Annotated in this window: 17 protein-coding genes; 14 read left to right on the top strand and 3 right to left on the bottom strand. The window is 70.1% G+C overall.

Going from position 1 to position 14,397, the window contains the following annotated elements; translation table 11 throughout:
• Positions 1–20: 20 nt before the first annotated feature.
• From AC0IY1_RS00200 to AC0IY1_RS00160, 9 genes are all read left to right on the top strand, one after another.
• Positions 21–1,319, top strand: coding sequence for a glutamate-5-semialdehyde dehydrogenase (locus AC0IY1_RS00200; RefSeq protein ID WP_471766945.1), 1,299 nt, complete (start codon positions 21–23; stop codon positions 1,317–1,319).
• Positions 1,320–1,349: 30 nt separating this feature from the next.
• Positions 1,350–1,973, top strand: coding sequence for a nicotinate-nucleotide adenylyltransferase (locus tag AC0IY1_RS00195; RefSeq protein WP_471766944.1), 624 nt, complete (start codon positions 1,350–1,352; stop codon positions 1,971–1,973).
• 63 nt (positions 1,974–2,036) lie between these two features.
• On the top strand, positions 2,037–2,480 hold the full coding sequence (gene rsfS / locus AC0IY1_RS00190; protein WP_082512817.1) for a ribosome silencing factor: 444 nt from the start codon (positions 2,037–2,039) through the stop codon (positions 2,478–2,480).
• A gap of 16 nt (positions 2,481–2,496) precedes the next feature.
• Positions 2,497–2,997 carry a 23S rRNA (pseudouridine(1915)-N(3))-methyltransferase RlmH gene (rlmH, locus tag AC0IY1_RS00185; RefSeq protein WP_055947830.1) on the top strand — a complete coding sequence of 167 codons (501 nt, stop codon included), beginning with the start codon at positions 2,497–2,499 and terminating at the stop codon, positions 2,995–2,997.
• Positions 2,998–3,026: 29 nt separating this feature from the next.
• Positions 3,027–4,349 (top strand): murein hydrolase activator EnvC family protein, encoded by a 1,323-nt coding sequence (locus tag AC0IY1_RS00180; RefSeq protein ID WP_244477182.1) that lies wholly within the window; start codon positions 3,027–3,029, stop codon positions 4,347–4,349.
• Positions 4,349–5,671: a S41 family peptidase gene (locus AC0IY1_RS00175; protein ID WP_103708453.1), complete on the top strand. Its 1,323-nt coding sequence runs from the start codon at positions 4,349–4,351 to the stop codon at positions 5,669–5,671. Before AC0IY1_RS00180 ends, AC0IY1_RS00175 begins: the two co-directional genes overlap by 1 nt.
• Positions 5,672–5,803: 132 nt before the next feature.
• Positions 5,804–7,018: a divergent polysaccharide deacetylase family protein gene (locus AC0IY1_RS00170; protein WP_471767379.1), complete on the top strand. Its 1,215-nt coding sequence runs from the start codon at positions 5,804–5,806 to the stop codon at positions 7,016–7,018.
• Positions 7,019–7,122: 104 nt separating this feature from the next.
• A complete protein-coding gene (locus AC0IY1_RS00165) occupies positions 7,123–7,668 on the top strand; it encodes an RNA pyrophosphohydrolase (RefSeq protein WP_471766943.1) in 546 nt (181 codons plus the stop codon).
• Between the two features lie 14 nt (positions 7,669–7,682).
• On the top strand, positions 7,683–8,294 hold the full coding sequence (locus AC0IY1_RS00160) for a DUF2939 domain-containing protein (protein WP_471766942.1): 612 nt from the start codon (positions 7,683–7,685) through the stop codon (positions 8,292–8,294).
• 14 nt (positions 8,295–8,308) lie between these two features.
• Here the strand turns inward: AC0IY1_RS00160 and AC0IY1_RS00155 are convergent, their stop codons facing one another.
• From AC0IY1_RS00155 to AC0IY1_RS00145, 3 genes are read right to left on the bottom strand one after another with little or no spacing between them, the layout of a single operon-like run.
• Positions 8,309–9,385 carry an ROK family protein gene (locus tag AC0IY1_RS00155; protein WP_471766941.1) on the bottom strand — a complete coding sequence of 359 codons (1,077 nt, stop codon included), beginning with the start codon at positions 9,383–9,385 and terminating at the stop codon, positions 8,309–8,311.
• A gap of 55 nt (positions 9,386–9,440) precedes the next feature.
• The gene (locus AC0IY1_RS00150; RefSeq protein WP_471766940.1) at positions 9,441–9,803 is read right to left on the bottom strand and encodes a photosystem reaction center subunit H; all 363 of its coding nucleotides are present in this window, start codon (positions 9,801–9,803) and stop codon (positions 9,441–9,443) included.
• A gap of 51 nt (positions 9,804–9,854) precedes the next feature.
• On the bottom strand, positions 9,855–10,283 hold the full coding sequence (locus tag AC0IY1_RS00145) for a response regulator (protein WP_055947850.1): 429 nt from the start codon (positions 10,281–10,283) through the stop codon (positions 9,855–9,857).
• A gap of 168 nt (positions 10,284–10,451) precedes the next feature.
• Here AC0IY1_RS00145 and AC0IY1_RS00140 point away from each other — a divergent pair, with 168 nt between their 5' ends.
• The 5 genes from AC0IY1_RS00140 (at position 10,452) to AC0IY1_RS00120 (ending at position 14,396) form a co-directional block, all read left to right on the top strand.
• Positions 10,452–11,123, top strand: coding sequence for a YoaK family protein (locus tag AC0IY1_RS00140; protein WP_471766938.1), 672 nt, complete (start codon positions 10,452–10,454; stop codon positions 11,121–11,123).
• A gap of 33 nt (positions 11,124–11,156) precedes the next feature.
• Positions 11,157–12,158: a WD40 repeat domain-containing protein gene (locus AC0IY1_RS00135; RefSeq protein ID WP_471766937.1), complete on the top strand. Its 1,002-nt coding sequence runs from the start codon at positions 11,157–11,159 to the stop codon at positions 12,156–12,158.
• Positions 12,159–12,163: 5 nt separating this feature from the next.
• Positions 12,164–12,445 carry a hypothetical protein gene (locus AC0IY1_RS00130; RefSeq protein WP_471766935.1) on the top strand — a complete coding sequence of 94 codons (282 nt, stop codon included), beginning with the start codon at positions 12,164–12,166 and terminating at the stop codon, positions 12,443–12,445.
• Positions 12,446–12,518: 73 nt separating this feature from the next.
• Complete coding sequence (locus AC0IY1_RS00125) at positions 12,519–13,046, top strand: DUF2937 family protein (RefSeq protein WP_055947862.1); 528 nt, start codon at positions 12,519–12,521, stop codon at positions 13,044–13,046.
• A 111-nt stretch (positions 13,047–13,157) separates the two neighbouring features.
• The gene (locus tag AC0IY1_RS00120) at positions 13,158–14,396 is read left to right on the top strand and encodes a peptide ABC transporter permease (protein WP_471766933.1); all 1,239 of its coding nucleotides are present in this window, start codon (positions 13,158–13,160) and stop codon (positions 14,394–14,396) included.
• The last annotated feature ends 1 nt before the right edge of the window (position 14,397 follow it).

Raw genomic sequence — 14,397 nt, 5'->3', positions numbered from 1 at the left:
CGGTCGCGAGGATGAAGGCCGTGCCCGTTCTGAACCTGCGAACTGATTTTGCGCCGCCCGGCGATCTCTCCGAGGAGATGAACGCCATCGGCCGTCGCGCCCGCGCCGCCGCCCGCCAGATCGCCCTCGCGCCAGCCCAGACCAAGGACACGGCCCTGCGGCTGATCTCCGAGCGCCTGCGCGCCGAGCGAGACGTCATCCTGGCCGAGAACGCCCTTGATGTGGAAGCGGCTCGTGCCGCCGGCCAGACGCAGGCGCTCATCGACCGCCTCACCCTCGATGCGGGCCGCCTGAACGGCATCGCGGATGCGGTGGCCAAGATCGGTGCGCTGCCCGATCCCGTCGGCCGGCAGGTCGCGGCCTTCGAGCGGCCCAACGGCCTGCTCATCGAGCGCATTGCCGTCCCCCTCGGCGTGATCGGCGTCATCTTCGAGAGCCGGCCCAACGTCACTGCCGATGCCGGTGCGCTCTGCCTGAAGGCCGGCAACGCCGCGATCCTGCGGGCAGGTTCGGACAGCCATCGCTCCGCCATGGCCATCGCCCGCATCATGCGCGCCGGGCTGGAGGCTGCCGGCCTGCCCGCCGACGCCATCCAGATCGTACCGACGCGCGACCGGGCCGCGGTGGGAGCGATGCTCACTGGCCTCGACGGGGGTATCGACGTCATCGTGCCCCGCGGCGGGCGTGGGCTGGTGGAACGCGTGCAGGTGGAGGCCCGGGTTCCGGTCTTCGCCCATCTCGATGGGATCTGCCACGTCTACGTGGCGGCCGGTGCCGACCTCGACATGGCCCGCACCGTCCTGCTCAACAGCAAGATGCGCCGCACGGGCATCTGTGGGGCCGCCGAAACCCTGCTCGTCGACCGCGCTTGTGCCGACACACACCTGGCCCCCCTCGTCACCGCTTTGCTGGAGGCCGGCTGTGCGGTGCGCGGTGACGCCGCCGTCCAGGCGGTCGACGACCGCGTCACCGCCGCCATCGAGGCGGACTGGCGCACCGAGTACCTCGATGCCATTATCTCGGTGCGTGTGGTCGACGGCCTCGACGCCGCAATCGAGCACATCGAGACCAACGGCTCGCACCACACCGACGCGATCATCACTGACGATATCGCCGAGGCCACGCGCTTCCTCGCCGAAGTCGATTCGGCGATCGTGACCCACAACGCCTCGACCCAGTTCGCCGATGGCGGCGAGTTCGGCTTCGGCGCCGAGATCGGCATCGCGACCGGACGGATGCACGCACGTGGGCCGGTGGGCGTCGAGCAGCTGACGACCTTCAAGTACCGCGTTCACGGGAACGGGCAGACGCGTCCTTGACGCGGCCACGCCCGACCCGACTCGGCCCCGATGCGCTTTGACGCGTCGGGGCCGGCGCACCTGCCCCCCGTGACGCCGGGCCTGCGCATCGGCCTCTACGGCGGCTCGTTCAACCCGGCCCATCTGGGGCACCGGCATGTCAGCCTCGTTGCCCTGAGGCGCCTGCGACTCGACCGCCTCTGGTGGATGGTGACACCGGGCAATCCGCTGAAGGACCGCGGGCAACTCGCGGCCATCGACCGGCGGGTCGCTCGCGCTGACCGTGTCGCCGACCATCCGCGCATCGACGTCACCGATTTCGAATCACGGATCGGCGCGCTCTACACCCGTCAGACCCTGCGCTTCCTCACCCGTCGCTATCCCTCGGTGCGCTTCGTCTGGATCATGGGGGCGGACAGCCTCGCGACATTTCATCGCTGGCAGGGATTTTCCGAGATCGCCCACCTGATGCCGATCGCGATCGTCGACCGGCCGGGCTTCACGCTGAAGGCCCCAGCCGCTCGCGCCGCTCAGGCCCTAGCGCGCTGGCGCATACCCGAAGCGGATGCGCCTACCCTGGCCGACCGGACCGCCCCGGCCTGGATGTTCTTGCACGGACCGCGCTCGACCCTCTCGTCGACGGCTCTGCGGGCCAGGGCGGAGAGCGATGCATAGGACGGTCATGGAAAAGGCAAGAGCCACGTTCCACTTTATCCTCATACAGGGTACGATCACGGGATGACGATGGCGATTGCAGGAACCCAGACACTGAACGACGCGGTTCATACCGGAGCCTTAGGCTCTGACGACTCCACCAACCGGAAGATCAATGATCTCCGGAGCCTGGCTCTCGATTGCCTCGAGGACATGAAGGCCGAAGAGACGATCGAGATCGATCTGATGGGGCGGACCTCCCTGGCCGACACCATGATCATCACCTCGGGCCGCTCCCAGCGCCATGTCGGCGCCATCGCCGACCGGGTCCTTCAGGAGATGAAATCGAAGGGGCTTGGTACCGCTCGCGTCGAGGGTCTCCCGGCCTGCGACTGGGTGCTCATCGATGCCGGTGACATCATCCTGCACATCTTCCGGCCGGAGGTGCGCGGCTTCTACAATCTTGAGAAAATGTGGGGCGCCGATCGTCCGACCAGCGATCGTCCCCTTTCCGTCGTCGCCGAGTGAGCGCCGGCACCGCTTCGTGCGCCTTCTCGTGGCGGCAGTCGGCCGCCTGAAGCCTGGACCCGAGCGCGACCTCGCCGTCCGTTACCGTGAGCGGGCCGCGCAGCTCGGGCGCGGCCTCGGCTTCACAGCCTGCGACATTGCCGAGATCCCCGAAAGCCGAGCCCGCCGCGCGCCGGACCGCGCCGCCGAGGAGGGGGCTGCAATCCTGGCTCACGCGGCCGCTGGCGCGGTGCTGGCCGTCTATGACGAGCGCGGCCGCGCCGATCTCACGAGCGAAACCATCGCGACGCGCATCGGAGGCTGGCGCGATGCGGGTCGCTCCGTCCTCGTCCTCGCCATTGGGGGCGCCGACGGCCTTGATGCCGTCGTGCGAGATCGCTCTGAGCTCGCCCTGTCCTTCGGAGCCGCCACCTTGCCGCACGGGCTTGTGCGCGTCCTCGCCCTGGAGCAGGTGTATCGCACGCTGACGATCCTTGCCGGCCACCCGTACCACCGCGGAAACCTCGACGAGCGATGAACCCGGCCACGCGACGCAGGCGAGACGGCATGAGGGGCGGCCTGCTGGCGCTCGTCCTTCTGACGCCATCGTTCCTCGCCGCGCCGGCCGCGCTCCGAGCCGAGGAACCGGCAACGCCGGAAGCGGTCCAGAAGGCACTCGAGGAGAAGACCCGCCGGGCGGAGAACCTCAAGCGCATCGAGGACGCCCTGGCTGCCAGCACCGGGACCCGCGCCAAGTACGAGGCGGAGATCGCCAGTATCGGCGGCGATCGGGCCAAATTGAACACCGCGCTTCTCGACGCCACGCGCCAGGCGCAGGCCACCGAGGTTCGAATGAGCCGGCTGGAGGAGCGTCTGAAGACGCTTGGTGCCAGTGAGGCCGCCCTGCGCCGCTCGCTGGATTCCCGCCGCGGCGTCATCGCGGAGATCCTGGCGGCCCTGCAGCGGATGGGGCGGCGGCCACCCCCCGCCGTGTTGGTGCGGCCGGAAGACGTGCTCGCGGTGATCCGTACCTCGATGCTGCTCGGGGCCGTGGTGCCCGAACTGCGCGGCGAGGCCGAGACTCTTGCCGCAGACCTCTCGGAGCTCGTGCGCCTCAAGGGCCTCATCGCCGCCGATCGCGAAGGATTGACCAACGATCTCGCGGGCTGGGCCCGCGAGCAGCAGCGCCTGAACGCCCTCATCGCCGCGCGCCGCACCCGTCAGGCCGAGGTCGAGAGCGGCCTCGCAGCCGAGCGGACCCGCACGGCCGAACTGTCGGTGCAGGCCCGCAGCCTCAAGGATCTTCTCGACCGGATGGAGGGGGAGGTCGCCTCCGCCCGCCGGGCTGCGGAGGAGGCCAGGGCCGCCGAGACGCGGGAGGCCCGTGCGACGCAGGAGCGCTTTGCTGCCGCCGGGGCCCGAGATCCCGCCCGGCTTTCCCCGAAAGTGCGCTTCGTCGACACCCGTGGCGACCTGCCACGTCCGGTCAGCGGAGCACTCCTGCGCAGCTTCAACCAGCCTGATGGGAACGGCGGCACCACCCGCGGCATATCGCTCGCAACTCGCCCGAAGGCCGTGGTTTCGTCACCGGCCGATGGCTGGGTGTCCTTCGCGGGGCAGTTCCGCTCGTACGGGCGACTCTTGATCATCAACGCCGGCGATGGCTACTATCTCTTGTTGGCCGGGATGGACCAGATCAACGTCGAAGTCGGCCAGTTCGTGCTCGCGGGCGAGCCGGTGGCGGCGATGGGGGAGGGCGGTACCGGCACCGATGCGGCGGCCGCAGACCGCGGCGATCCGGTCCTGTACGTAGAGTTCCGAAAAGACGGCGGCTCCATCGATCCGGAGCCTTGGTGGGCGAAAAGCCCCAGCGAGAAGGTTCGCGGATAATGCGCAAGGTTTCCCTCGTTCTGCTCGGCGCGTTCGTCGGCGTCGGGTCCTCCATGGTGGCGACCCAGACCCGCCTGCTCTCGGGGACGAGCGCGGTCGCGGCCTCCGCCGAGACCTACCGCCAGCTCAGCCTGTTCGGCGACGTGTTCGAGAAGGTGCGCACCGATTACGTCGAGAAGCCCGACGAGGCGAAGCTGATCGAGGCGGCCGTCAACGGCATGCTGACCTCGCTCGATCCACATTCGAGCTACATGGATGCCAAGAGCTTCCGCGACATGCAGGTGCAGACCCGCGGCGAGTTCGGCGGCCTCGGCATCGAGGTTACGATGGAGGACGGCCTGATCAAGGTCGTCACTCCGATCGACGACACGCCGGCCTCGAAGGCCGGCATCCTCACCAACGACATCATCACCCAGATCGACGAGGATCAGGTCCAGGGCCTGACCCTGAACCAGGCCGTGGACAAGATGCGGGGCCCGGTGAATTCGCCGGTCAAGCTGAAGATCAGCCGCAAGGAGTCGAAGGACCCGATCGAGGTCACGCTCAACCGCGACGTGATCAAGATCAAGCCCGTGCGTTCCCGCGCCGAGGGTGGAGACGTCGGCTACATTCGCCTGACCCAGTTCAACGAGCAGACCTTCGACGGCCTGCGTGCGGCAATCGACAAGCTGAACACCGATATCGGCGCCGATAAGCTCAAGGGCTACGTGCTGGATCTCCGCAACAATCCGGGCGGTCTCCTCGATCAGGCCGTGATGGTTTCGGACGCCTTCCTCGACCGGGGCGAGATCGTCTCCACGCGCGGACGCAACCCGGACGAGACGCAGCGCTTCTCGGCCAAGGCCGGCGACCTGACCAAGGGCAAGCCGATCGTCGTGCTGGTGAACGGCGGCTCGGCCTCGGCCTCCGAGATCGTGGCTGGCGCCCTGCAGGATCACAAGCGCGCCACGGTGCTCGGCACGCGCTCGTTCGGCAAGGGCTCGGTGCAGTCGATCATCCCCCTGGGCGGCAGCGGCGCCCTGCGCCTGACCACGGCCCGCTACTACACGCCGTCGGGCCGCTCCATCCAGGCCAAGGGCATCGAGCCGGACCAGGAGGTCCTGCAGGAGGTGCCGGACGAGCTGAAGGGGAAGGACGAGACCAAGGGCGAGGCCGGCCTGAAGGGGCACCTCAAGCAGAAGGACGTCGAGGAGCGCGGCGGTTCGTCCGCCTACGTCCCGCCGGACCCGGCCAAGGACAAGCAGCTCATCGCCGCCTTCGACTTCCTGCGCGGTATCCAGAAGGGCGCAGCCAACACGCCGAAGGCCGCCGTCCCGAACTGAACACGATCCGGCTCGCCTTAGCGAAGCGTTAACCATGACGGCCCCCAATGTTGGTTCAGGACCGACGCTGGGGGCCGTCGCCGTTTCGGCCAGTCCCTCTGCGAGCCTCGGTCCAGGAGCCTGGGGAAGCGGCTGCGCGTGGCCACCGACGATATCCTGACCCGTCCGCTCGGCGGCAAGCCGACCGCCGGCCAGCGTCTGCGGGCCCTGCGGCAGGTGCGCGTGACCGCCCCGATGGTGCTCGGCGGTCTCGTGGCGGGCCTCGTCCTCGGTGCCAGTATCCTCGTCGTGGCAGGTGACCCCGAGGGCGGCGAGCCCAGCGCGGTGGCGGTGATCGCGCTCCGCGAGCCGGTCGCCCCGGAGCCGACGACACAGGCGCCGAAGCCAGAGGCGGTGAAATCCGGTCCGAGCAGCGCCAGCGACGTCGAGACCGCCTCCGGCGTTATCGTCGTTCGCCCGACCGGCACGGCCGCCCCCACCGATGCCGTGGTCATCCAGGTTCCGTCCGCGGCCGCCGTGAAGCTGAGCACCGCTCCGGATCCACGGCTTGTCGAACGCGGTCGCCACGGCAACATCCCCCGCCTCGGCGACGGCCGCCTGCGCGCCCTCGACGTCTATGCGCGGCCGGATGCCGGCGGTCCCGGGCCCCGCATCGCCATTCTAGTCTCGGGCCTCGGGATCGGCCAGGCGGCCACCGCCAGCGCGATCACCCGCCTGCCCCCCGCGATCAGCCTCGGCTTCGCACCCTACGGCACCGACCTCGAGCGGACCGTCGCCCGGGCTCGCGAGGCCGGGCACGAGGCCCTGCTCCAGGTGCCCATGGAGCCCTTCGACTATCCCGACAGCGATCCCGGTCCTCAGACGCTCCTGACCAGCTCGCGCCCTCCGGAGAATCTGGATCGCCTGAGTTGGGTCATGAGTCGGTTCTCGGGCTTCGTCGGTCTCGTCAACTACATGGGCGCGAAGCTCACCAGCGATCCGGGCGCCCTGGAGCCGGTTCTGCGTGAGATCGGAGCCCGCGGCCTGGGTTTCGTCGATGACGGAACCTCGCCGCGCTCGGTTGCCCCCGCATTGGCCGCCAAGGCCAGGGTACCCGTCGCCCGAGCCGAGATCGTCCTCGACGCCCTGCCGCGGCCCGAGGCGATCGACCGGGAACTGGCCCGGCTCGAAGCGCAGGCCCAACAGAAGGGTTTCGCCTTCGGCTCCGCTTCGGCCCTGCCGATGAGCATCGACCGAATCGCCCGCTGGGCCGCCGAGGCGGAGGCGCGCGGCATTCGTCTCGTTCCGGTCAGTGTCGCCCTGCGCGGAAGCGGGCCGAGTCCCCGGCTCACCAGCGCCAAACCCTGACACGGCCCGCTCGACGGCCCGGGCCTGACAGGCCGGCCCGGAATTGCGCTGCGGCGCCGTTTCGTGCGTTGCGGCACATCCCCCGCCTGCCTATGGTCGCCGCCATGACCGCATCCCCGATCACCGACGGCGCCGACCTTCCCTACCGTTCCTGCGTCGGCATCACGTTGATCTCGCGCACAGGTCTCGTCTTCATCGGGCGGCGGCGGGCTGATGCCGGGCCGGAGCACGTGGCGGACGGACGGGCCTGGCAGATGCCCCAGGGCGGGATCGACGACGGCGAGGATCCGGGAGCGGCCGCCCTGCGCGAGCTCTATGAGGAGACCAACGTCGCGGCCGGCTCGGTGGTGCGGCTCGGCGAGACCCCGGGATGGCTCTCCTACGACCTGCCCGCGGAGGTCCTGAAGCAGGCCTGGAAGGGGCGCTACCGCGGCCAGACGCAGAAGTGGTTCGCCTTCGGCTTCCTCGGTTCAGACGACGAGATCGATGTCGCCACGCCCGGCAACGGCGCCTTCAAGTCCGAATTCGATGCCTGGCGCTGGGAGCCGATGGCCGGATTGCCGGACCTGATCGTACCCTTCAAGCGGCCCGTCTACGAGGGCGTGGTCGATGCCTTTTCCGGGCTGACGACCTGGCGCGTTCCCGCGTGACGGCCTGACGCCCGATGCGGTGGTGGTCGATCCCGATCCTGTTGGTGCTCGGCTGGTTCGCGTACACGCTGACGCCGCTCTGGGCACTCTATGACATCGCTCGCGCGGTCCAGGCGCACGATACCGACTACATCGCGCAGCACGTCAATTTCCGATCCCTGCGCCTCTCGGTGATCCGCCAGGCCGCCGCGGCGGCCCAGACGCGTGATCCCGCCGCGCCCGATGCGGAGCCCAGGGAGCGCCAGCGCATCGCCGAGGCCGCCGCAGCTCTCGCGATCCCGATCGCCGAGGCCCTGGTGACGCCCCGGACCGTCGTCGACCTCCTCGACGACGGATGGCCGCAATCGGTGGAGCTCGGCCGCGACGCGCCCGAGGAGAAAGCGGCCGGCGGGGGCCTCCGGATCGATTCCTTTCGCCGGCTGATCCCCTTCTATCTCGCTTCCGAGATGCGGGGCTTTCGCACCGTGGTCGTCGGCGTGCCGCCGGAGGCGGGCCGGGACCGTCGTCTGCGGATCCGCCTGCGCCTGCGCGCCTGGACGTGGCGCATCGTCGATATCGAGCTGAACGACGAGCTGCGCGAGCGCATCGCCCAGGCCTTCGCGCGCACCGGCGCGAAAGCGCGCTGAGGCCGCCGCGGCGGCTAGTCCTCGTCCTCCGTGCCGCGGTTGGTGAACCTGGCGTTGCCGAGGCCCGTGCCGATGGTGAGCACACCCCATCGCGTCACGTCCGTCCGGTGCGGAACCTCGCTGAGGCCCTGCACCACGGCGTCGTTGTGCATGACCACCATGGCCGGGTGTTCGCCGATCCGGGGGATCGCGGCCGTCACACGCTCGGCAAGGTTGAAGTCGCGGCCCTCCCAGTTGCCGGGCAGGTTCTGGCCCCCGCGATCGATCGTGCCGTCGGCCTCGATCATGCCGGGGCAGCCGATGCCGATGAAGGGCGCGAGAGTGAGGTTGGCGCGGTCCGCTCGGCGGATCAGGTCGTTGAGCATGCCCACGAGGCGCTCGACCGCTTCGTCGCGGCTCGGCATCGGATCCTCGTCGCAATGGCGCCAGATCTCCGAGCGCCAGACCTCGCTGCGCGAGAGGTCGGCAGCCTTCCGGAGGTTCGTGACCACGACGCCCGCGCGAATGTTGCTGCCGCCGATATCGACGGCCAGCAGGCTGTCGTAGCCGGAGAACATCCAGGACGGCGCCAGGTGCACGGCGCCGATCAGGCCGCCCTCGTCGGGATGGTGTCGGATCGGTTCGAGGGTGATGTCGAGCCCCCCGGCGCGCAGCAGGAAGCCTGCCCGCGCGACCGCGAGGCGTCCGGCCCGGCTGTCGCTGAAGCCACCGCCCACCACGATCGCCTGCGTGCCCTCCCAGCCATCCTGGCCGAGGAAGAGGCGGGCCACACGGGCCAGCTCCTGCGCGAAGTCCTTGATCGCGCTGAAGACCACGCCCGCGGCGAGGGGATCCTCGCCGAGCAGGATCTGGTCGATGCGACGCTTCGAGAAATCGCAGCTCGCCTTTTCACCCAGCGGATCGGCGCCGAGGGCACGCAGGCGCTCCCGGCACGCTTCCAGCATCTCGCGAAACGCAGACTTCGAAACCCGGTCGCCGATGAAGCCTTCGCCGTCCTTCAGCTCGATGTTGTAGTCGTCGACCACCACCGACGGCAGCCGTTGTGCCGCGTGCGCGATGCCCGCCTCGCGGATCTGAGTGTCCTTCGCCATGCCGTTTCGCTTACCCCTCGTCGTGTCGTTCCGCGCAGCTCAACGCACCGCGCATTCATTTGGGCTTGGCGGTTTCGGCCGGGGTCGGCGCTTTCGGCTCGCGGGCCTCCATCAGGTCCTCGGCCTTGTCCTCGTCGGTATCGCCGCCGCGCTCGATCGTCTTCTCGGGGTTCGCGGCGAGGGCCCGCACGATCTCGACCAGGCGCTCGCACTCGGTGGAATACTTGTAGGTCTCCAGCACGATGGCCGCGTCGCGCAGCGTGCGCAGGTCGCGCACCGTCTGCTTGTTGGCCGTCTCGCGCAGCTCGGCCTTGGCCGCGATAGCCTCCTCCAGCTTGGCGCCCTTCACGTCGCAGACGGCCGAGGCCGTCGCCGTGCCGGCCAGGAGGACGAAGAGAGGGAGGAACAGATGGCGCATCGGAAGGCTCTGGGCTCCGGCGGCCGAACCCGCGCCGCGCGCGGTCCGGTCTCAGCCGTGGTGGGGGTGGGAACGCAGGATCTCGTTGGCGAGGGCCACGAGATGGCTCAGGCGGTAGGGCTTCGGAACGAAGACGGACTGGGTGACGGCGTCGGCCTGCGAGAGGTGGCCGCGTCCACCCGAGGTGTAGACCACCGGCAGGTTCGGCAAGTGCCGGCGCGCGCGCCGCGCGAGGGCGATCCCGTTCGTGTTGCGGGCCAGATCGATATCGGTGAAGAGCAGGTCGACGCGCTCCCGCGCCAGGATGTCCTCCGCTGCGTCGGCATCAGCGGCGGTGAGGACGCGGTAGCCCTCGTCGAGCAGCGCCTCGGCGGCGAGCTCGCAGACCATGGCTTCATCCTCGACCACCAGGACGGTCTCGGCGGCGGCACGCGGGCTAAAGGCGGGATGGGCGGGAAACGCGCAGGCGAAGGAAATCATGACGCAACTCCTACTCACCCGGCGTGAGCCCCTGGGGGCTGGGCCGGATCGCAAGACAAACGGGTCGCCGAGGCGCATCGTTCGCCGCCGATCACTCCAATTGCGCGGACTTGGTAAGCGAAGCTTTAACCCTGCGGCGACGCCGGTGAATGGGTGCGTGCCCCGTCCATGACCCGTCCCTGGCATCTCGGCTTCGGCCTCGTCCTCACGGCCCTGGCCGGCTACGTGGACGCCCTCGGGTTCATCCGGCTCGGCGGCCTCTACACCTCGTTCATGAGCGGGAACACGACCCAGTTCGCGGTCTCCCTCGGGCACGGCGATCCCCATCACGCCATTCTGCCGGCGCTGATGATCGTGGCCTTCCTCACCGGCGGCATCTGTGGCGGTGGCCTCTCAGCCCTCACGCCCGCGCGCTGGGTCACTCCGGTGATTCTCGGCTTCGAGACCGCGATCGTCGGCGCTGCCTTCGAGGCCGCGACGGCCGTGCCGGATTCCGGTGTCGCCTCGCTGATGCTGGCCTTGGCGATGGGCGCGCAGAACGCCGTCCTCTCCCATGTCCAGGGCTTCCGGGCCGGGACCACCTTCGTGACCGGCGCCTTGTTCGGCTTCGGCCAGAAGCTCGCTCTGGCGCTCGCCCGGCGCGGCGCGCGCACCGCCTGGGTCGGCGACGGCGTCGTCTGGTTCGCGCTCCTCCTCGGATCCGTGGCCGGGACGGTCGCCTACGGGAAGCTGGCGTTGTATGCCCTCGCCATTCCCGCCGGCATCGCCGGCCTCCTCGCGCTCGTCGCGACGGTCCTGACGGCGCGCGCGGCGCCGGCGAAGGTCGCCGTCGTGAAGTGAGCGCGCGAGCCCCTGGTTGAGAGACCCGTTGCGATGAGTGCCCCCTCCCTCCTCGATCACGTCGCGCCGCTATCCGCCGGTGCCCACGTCACCGCCACGGTCTGGCTGAAGGACACCCTGGCCCTCGCCCTCGGAGACGGCGGCGTGCTCTTGGCCTCCGGAGCCGAACTCCGCCGGGTCGAGGCGCATCCGGAGGCCGGCATCCTCGTGGCGGCCGGGGACGGGCGACGCCTCGTCACGGGCGGCGACGATGGCCGGGTGGTGGCGACCTCCGGTACGGGCGACGTCGTCGAGGTCGCCCGTGCGAAGAACGGTGCCTGGATCGACGCCCTCGCCCTGCATTCCGAGGGCGGCCTCGCCTACGCGGCCGGGCGCAACGTCGTCGCCCGCGACGCGAAGGGACGGGAGAAGAGCTTCGCGGCGCCCTCGACCGCCCGCGGCCTCGCCTTCGCGCCCAAGGGCTATCGTCTCGCGGTGGCGCACTACAACGGCGCCACCCTCTGGTACCCCAATCTCGACACTGCCCCCGACTTCATCGAGTGGAAAGGCTCGCATATCGACGTGACCTGGTCGCCGGACGGCCGGTTCGTCGTGACCACGATGCAGGAGAACTCCCTGCACGGCTGGCGCTTGCAGCCCGACCGCGGTCACATGCGGATGTCGGGTTATCCTGCGAAGGTGCGCTCAGTCTCCTGGTCCGGCGACGGACACTGGCTGGCCACCAGCGGCGCCGAGGCGGCCATCGTCTGGCCCTTCGATTCGAAGGAAGGCCCCACCGGCAAGGCCCCCCGCGAGTGCGGGGTGCGGCCCGCCCGCGTCTCGCGGGTGGCGTTCCACCCCAAGGCCCTGGTTCTGGCCATCGGCTACGAGGACGGCTGCATCCTTCTCGTGCGCTTTGCCGACGCGTCGGAACTGCTGGTCCGGCCCGCGGTGAAGGGCAGCGCCATCTCGGCCCTGGCCTGGGACGGACGTGGCAGCCGCCTCGCCTTCGGCTGCGCCGACGGGCAGGCGGGCCTTCTGACCCTCCCGGCCTGACGCCGATGGCCCTGTTCAGCTTCGGCAACCGCCGCCCGCCGGCGGATCAGGGTGCCCGCGCGAAGGTCGTCGATTGGGTCCGCCGCTGCGGCGGCTTCGACGCGGCCGTCACCGTGAAGGCGAGCGAGATCGTCTGTGCCGACCCGGCTTGCCCGGGTATCGAGACCGTCATTCTCATTCTCGTCCCCGGGCGCCCGACCCGCGCCCTGAAAGTGGCCCGTCCCCTCGCAGAGGTCACCGAAGCGAACATTGCTGCGGCGTTCGCGGGGGAGGGGACGGCGGCTTGAGGCCGAGCGGTCCGCCGGAACCCGCCGCGCCGTCGCGCCCTTGTCCCCCGTCACCACCCACGCGGAGAGGCCGGTGTTTCGCGTCCTACGCACCCTGGGGCTTGCCCTCGGACTGATCGGCGGTGCCCTGGCGGCGCAGGCGCCGGAATTCGCCCAGCAATACGCGCAGCGCCTCGGCGGCACCCTGGACGAACTGCGCCGCGTGGTTTCCGGTTTCGAGGCCGATGCCGTCGCGACCGGGCGTAGCCGCGACGATGCGGTGGCGCGCCTGCGCAGCGACGGCGACCCTCTCGTCGCCCGGCGCGGCGAGGCGGCACGCCAGGATATCGTGCGTCTCGCCGCCCTCGATCGGCAGCGCCGGGAACTCGCGGAGGCCGGCGGCCCTCTCGGCCGCGTCGTCGCCCTGATGCGCGATCCCGATCCCAGCCTCGCGCGGGCCACCTACCAGGACTACACGCCCGCGATCCCCACCACAGCCGACGGCCTGACAGCGGGCCTGGTGGGCTTCCTCGCCACCTGGGCAGGCTGGCGCATCCTCGCCGACCTCCTTCGGCGCCTCGCGTCGGGCCGTGTCCGGCGGTCCGTGACCCGGCCGGCGTGAAGACGCGACTGTTGCCCGGCGTCTACAGCGTGGCCCCCGCGGCTGCACTAGGGTCTGGCGGTTAGCGCGCGGGCCTCATCCTGGCGCCGTTTCACGGCCTCCTTCGAACCCATGGCGCGCCTTCCTTCCACTTCGGTCGACCCAGCCATCGATGCCGCGGCCCTGCTGCGTCGCATCGGCTTCATCGGCCTGTTCGTGATCATGCCGGTGGCGGCTCAGGTCGCCCGACGCGCGGTGGTCATCCTCGCGCCGATCTCCATCGCACTTCTGCTCCTGGCGAGCGCCATTGACGGCCGTGCGCGGCCGGTTCGCCCGGCCTCCACCCGCCTCTTGCGCTCGCCCGCCTTCCTGGCCGGCTGCTTGGTGATTCTCTGGTCGGCCCTGTCCCTGGTCTGGACGCCGTTTCTGAGCCTTGCGACCGAGCGGCTGCTCAACGTGATCGCCACCTTGCTGATGACGATGGCGGCCTATCTGGCTCTGCCGGACCGTATGCGTTCGGCAAACCTCTATCTTTTGCCGGTGGGCGTGGCGGCGGCGGCCATCTTCGCCATTGGGCTCGGGCTCACGGGGCAGGGGCCGTTCGGCCAGGGCCTGCTCGGACCTGACGAGGACGCGATTCTCGACCGGGGCTTGATCCTGCTCATCCTGTTCGTCTGGCCGGCTGTGTCTTGGCTTCGCTCCCGTGGGCGCAACGGCGAGGCCCTCGGGCTGGCCCTGCTCGTCTCGGTCGCGCTCCTGGTCTCGCCCGGCCCGACCACCCTGGTCGCCTTGGCGGTGGGGGCCATTGCCTTCGCGCTCGCAACGTTCCGGCCCATGCTGACGCCGCGCCTCCTCGGCGTCACGGCGGCGACCCTGCTGGTGCTGGGACCGGTCCTGCCCTTCATTGCCCGACCGATCGGCGCGACGATGTTCGGCGGGCGGGCGCCCGGCGTCCTGAGCCTCAAGGCCTGGCAGACCATCGTCACCGGCGAGCCGCTGCGTCTCGTCACCGGGCACGGCCTCGAGACGGCCCTGCGGGGTCGTTACGTCAACCTGCTGCCGATCAACGCGCCGCGGACCCTGCTGTTCGAGCTCTGGTACGAGCTTGGCTTGGTCGGGGCCTTCGCGGCCGCCTTCGCCCTGCACGCCGCGATCCGCCGCGCGGGACGCGAAGCATCGGTGCTGGTGCCCGGTGCCATGGCAGCCTTCGCCTCGGCCTTCCTGATCGCCTGCATCGGCGTCGGGATGACGGTGATGTGGTGGCTCACCACCTTGGCGCTCGCCGTCCTGGTCTTCGTCGCGGTGGAGCGCGGGCAGTTCCGCACCCGCCGACCCAAGGCCAGCCTGTTGCGGTCCGCCCAGAAGGCCTGAC

This window comes from Methylobacterium sp. AC690, assembly GCF_979256535.1.
Note: the sequence above shows the minus strand (reverse complement) of the source record. Positions and strands in the feature narration are given on the sequence as shown.

What these genes read in the sequence shown, in the direction of transcription:
- AC0IY1_RS00195 (WP_471766944.1), top strand. Translation starts at nt 1,350, where the DNA reads ATGCGCTTTGACGCGTCGGGGCCGGCGCACCTGCCCCCCGTGACGCCG.
- AC0IY1_RS00135 (WP_471766937.1), top strand. Translation starts at nt 11,157, where the DNA reads ATGAGTGCCCCCTCCCTCCTCGATCACGTCGCGCCGCTATCCGCCGGT.
- AC0IY1_RS00165 (WP_471766943.1), top strand. Translation starts at nt 7,123, where the DNA reads ATGACCGCATCCCCGATCACCGACGGCGCCGACCTTCCCTACCGTTCC.
- AC0IY1_RS00150 (WP_471766940.1), bottom strand. Translation starts at nt 9,803, where the DNA reads ATGCGCCATCTGTTCCTCCCTCTCTTCGTCCTCCTGGCCGGCACGGCG.
- rsfS (WP_082512817.1), top strand. Translation starts at nt 2,037, where the DNA reads ATGACGATGGCGATTGCAGGAACCCAGACACTGAACGACGCGGTTCAT.
- AC0IY1_RS00140 (WP_471766938.1), top strand. Translation starts at nt 10,452, where the DNA reads ATGACCCGTCCCTGGCATCTCGGCTTCGGCCTCGTCCTCACGGCCCTG.
- AC0IY1_RS00175 (WP_103708453.1), top strand. Translation starts at nt 4,349, where the DNA reads ATGCGCAAGGTTTCCCTCGTTCTGCTCGGCGCGTTCGTCGGCGTCGGG.
- AC0IY1_RS00160 (WP_471766942.1), top strand. Translation starts at nt 7,683, where the DNA reads ATGCGGTGGTGGTCGATCCCGATCCTGTTGGTGCTCGGCTGGTTCGCG.
- AC0IY1_RS00120 (WP_471766933.1), top strand. Translation starts at nt 13,158, where the DNA reads ATGGCGCGCCTTCCTTCCACTTCGGTCGACCCAGCCATCGATGCCGCG.
- AC0IY1_RS00155 (WP_471766941.1), bottom strand. Translation starts at nt 9,385, where the DNA reads ATGGCGAAGGACACTCAGATCCGCGAGGCGGGCATCGCGCACGCGGCA.
- AC0IY1_RS00180 (WP_244477182.1), top strand. Translation starts at nt 3,027, where the DNA reads ATGAGGGGCGGCCTGCTGGCGCTCGTCCTTCTGACGCCATCGTTCCTC.
- AC0IY1_RS00145 (WP_055947850.1), bottom strand. Translation starts at nt 10,283, where the DNA reads ATGATTTCCTTCGCCTGCGCGTTTCCCGCCCATCCCGCCTTTAGCCCG.
- AC0IY1_RS00130 (WP_471766935.1), top strand. Translation starts at nt 12,164, where the DNA reads ATGGCCCTGTTCAGCTTCGGCAACCGCCGCCCGCCGGCGGATCAGGGT.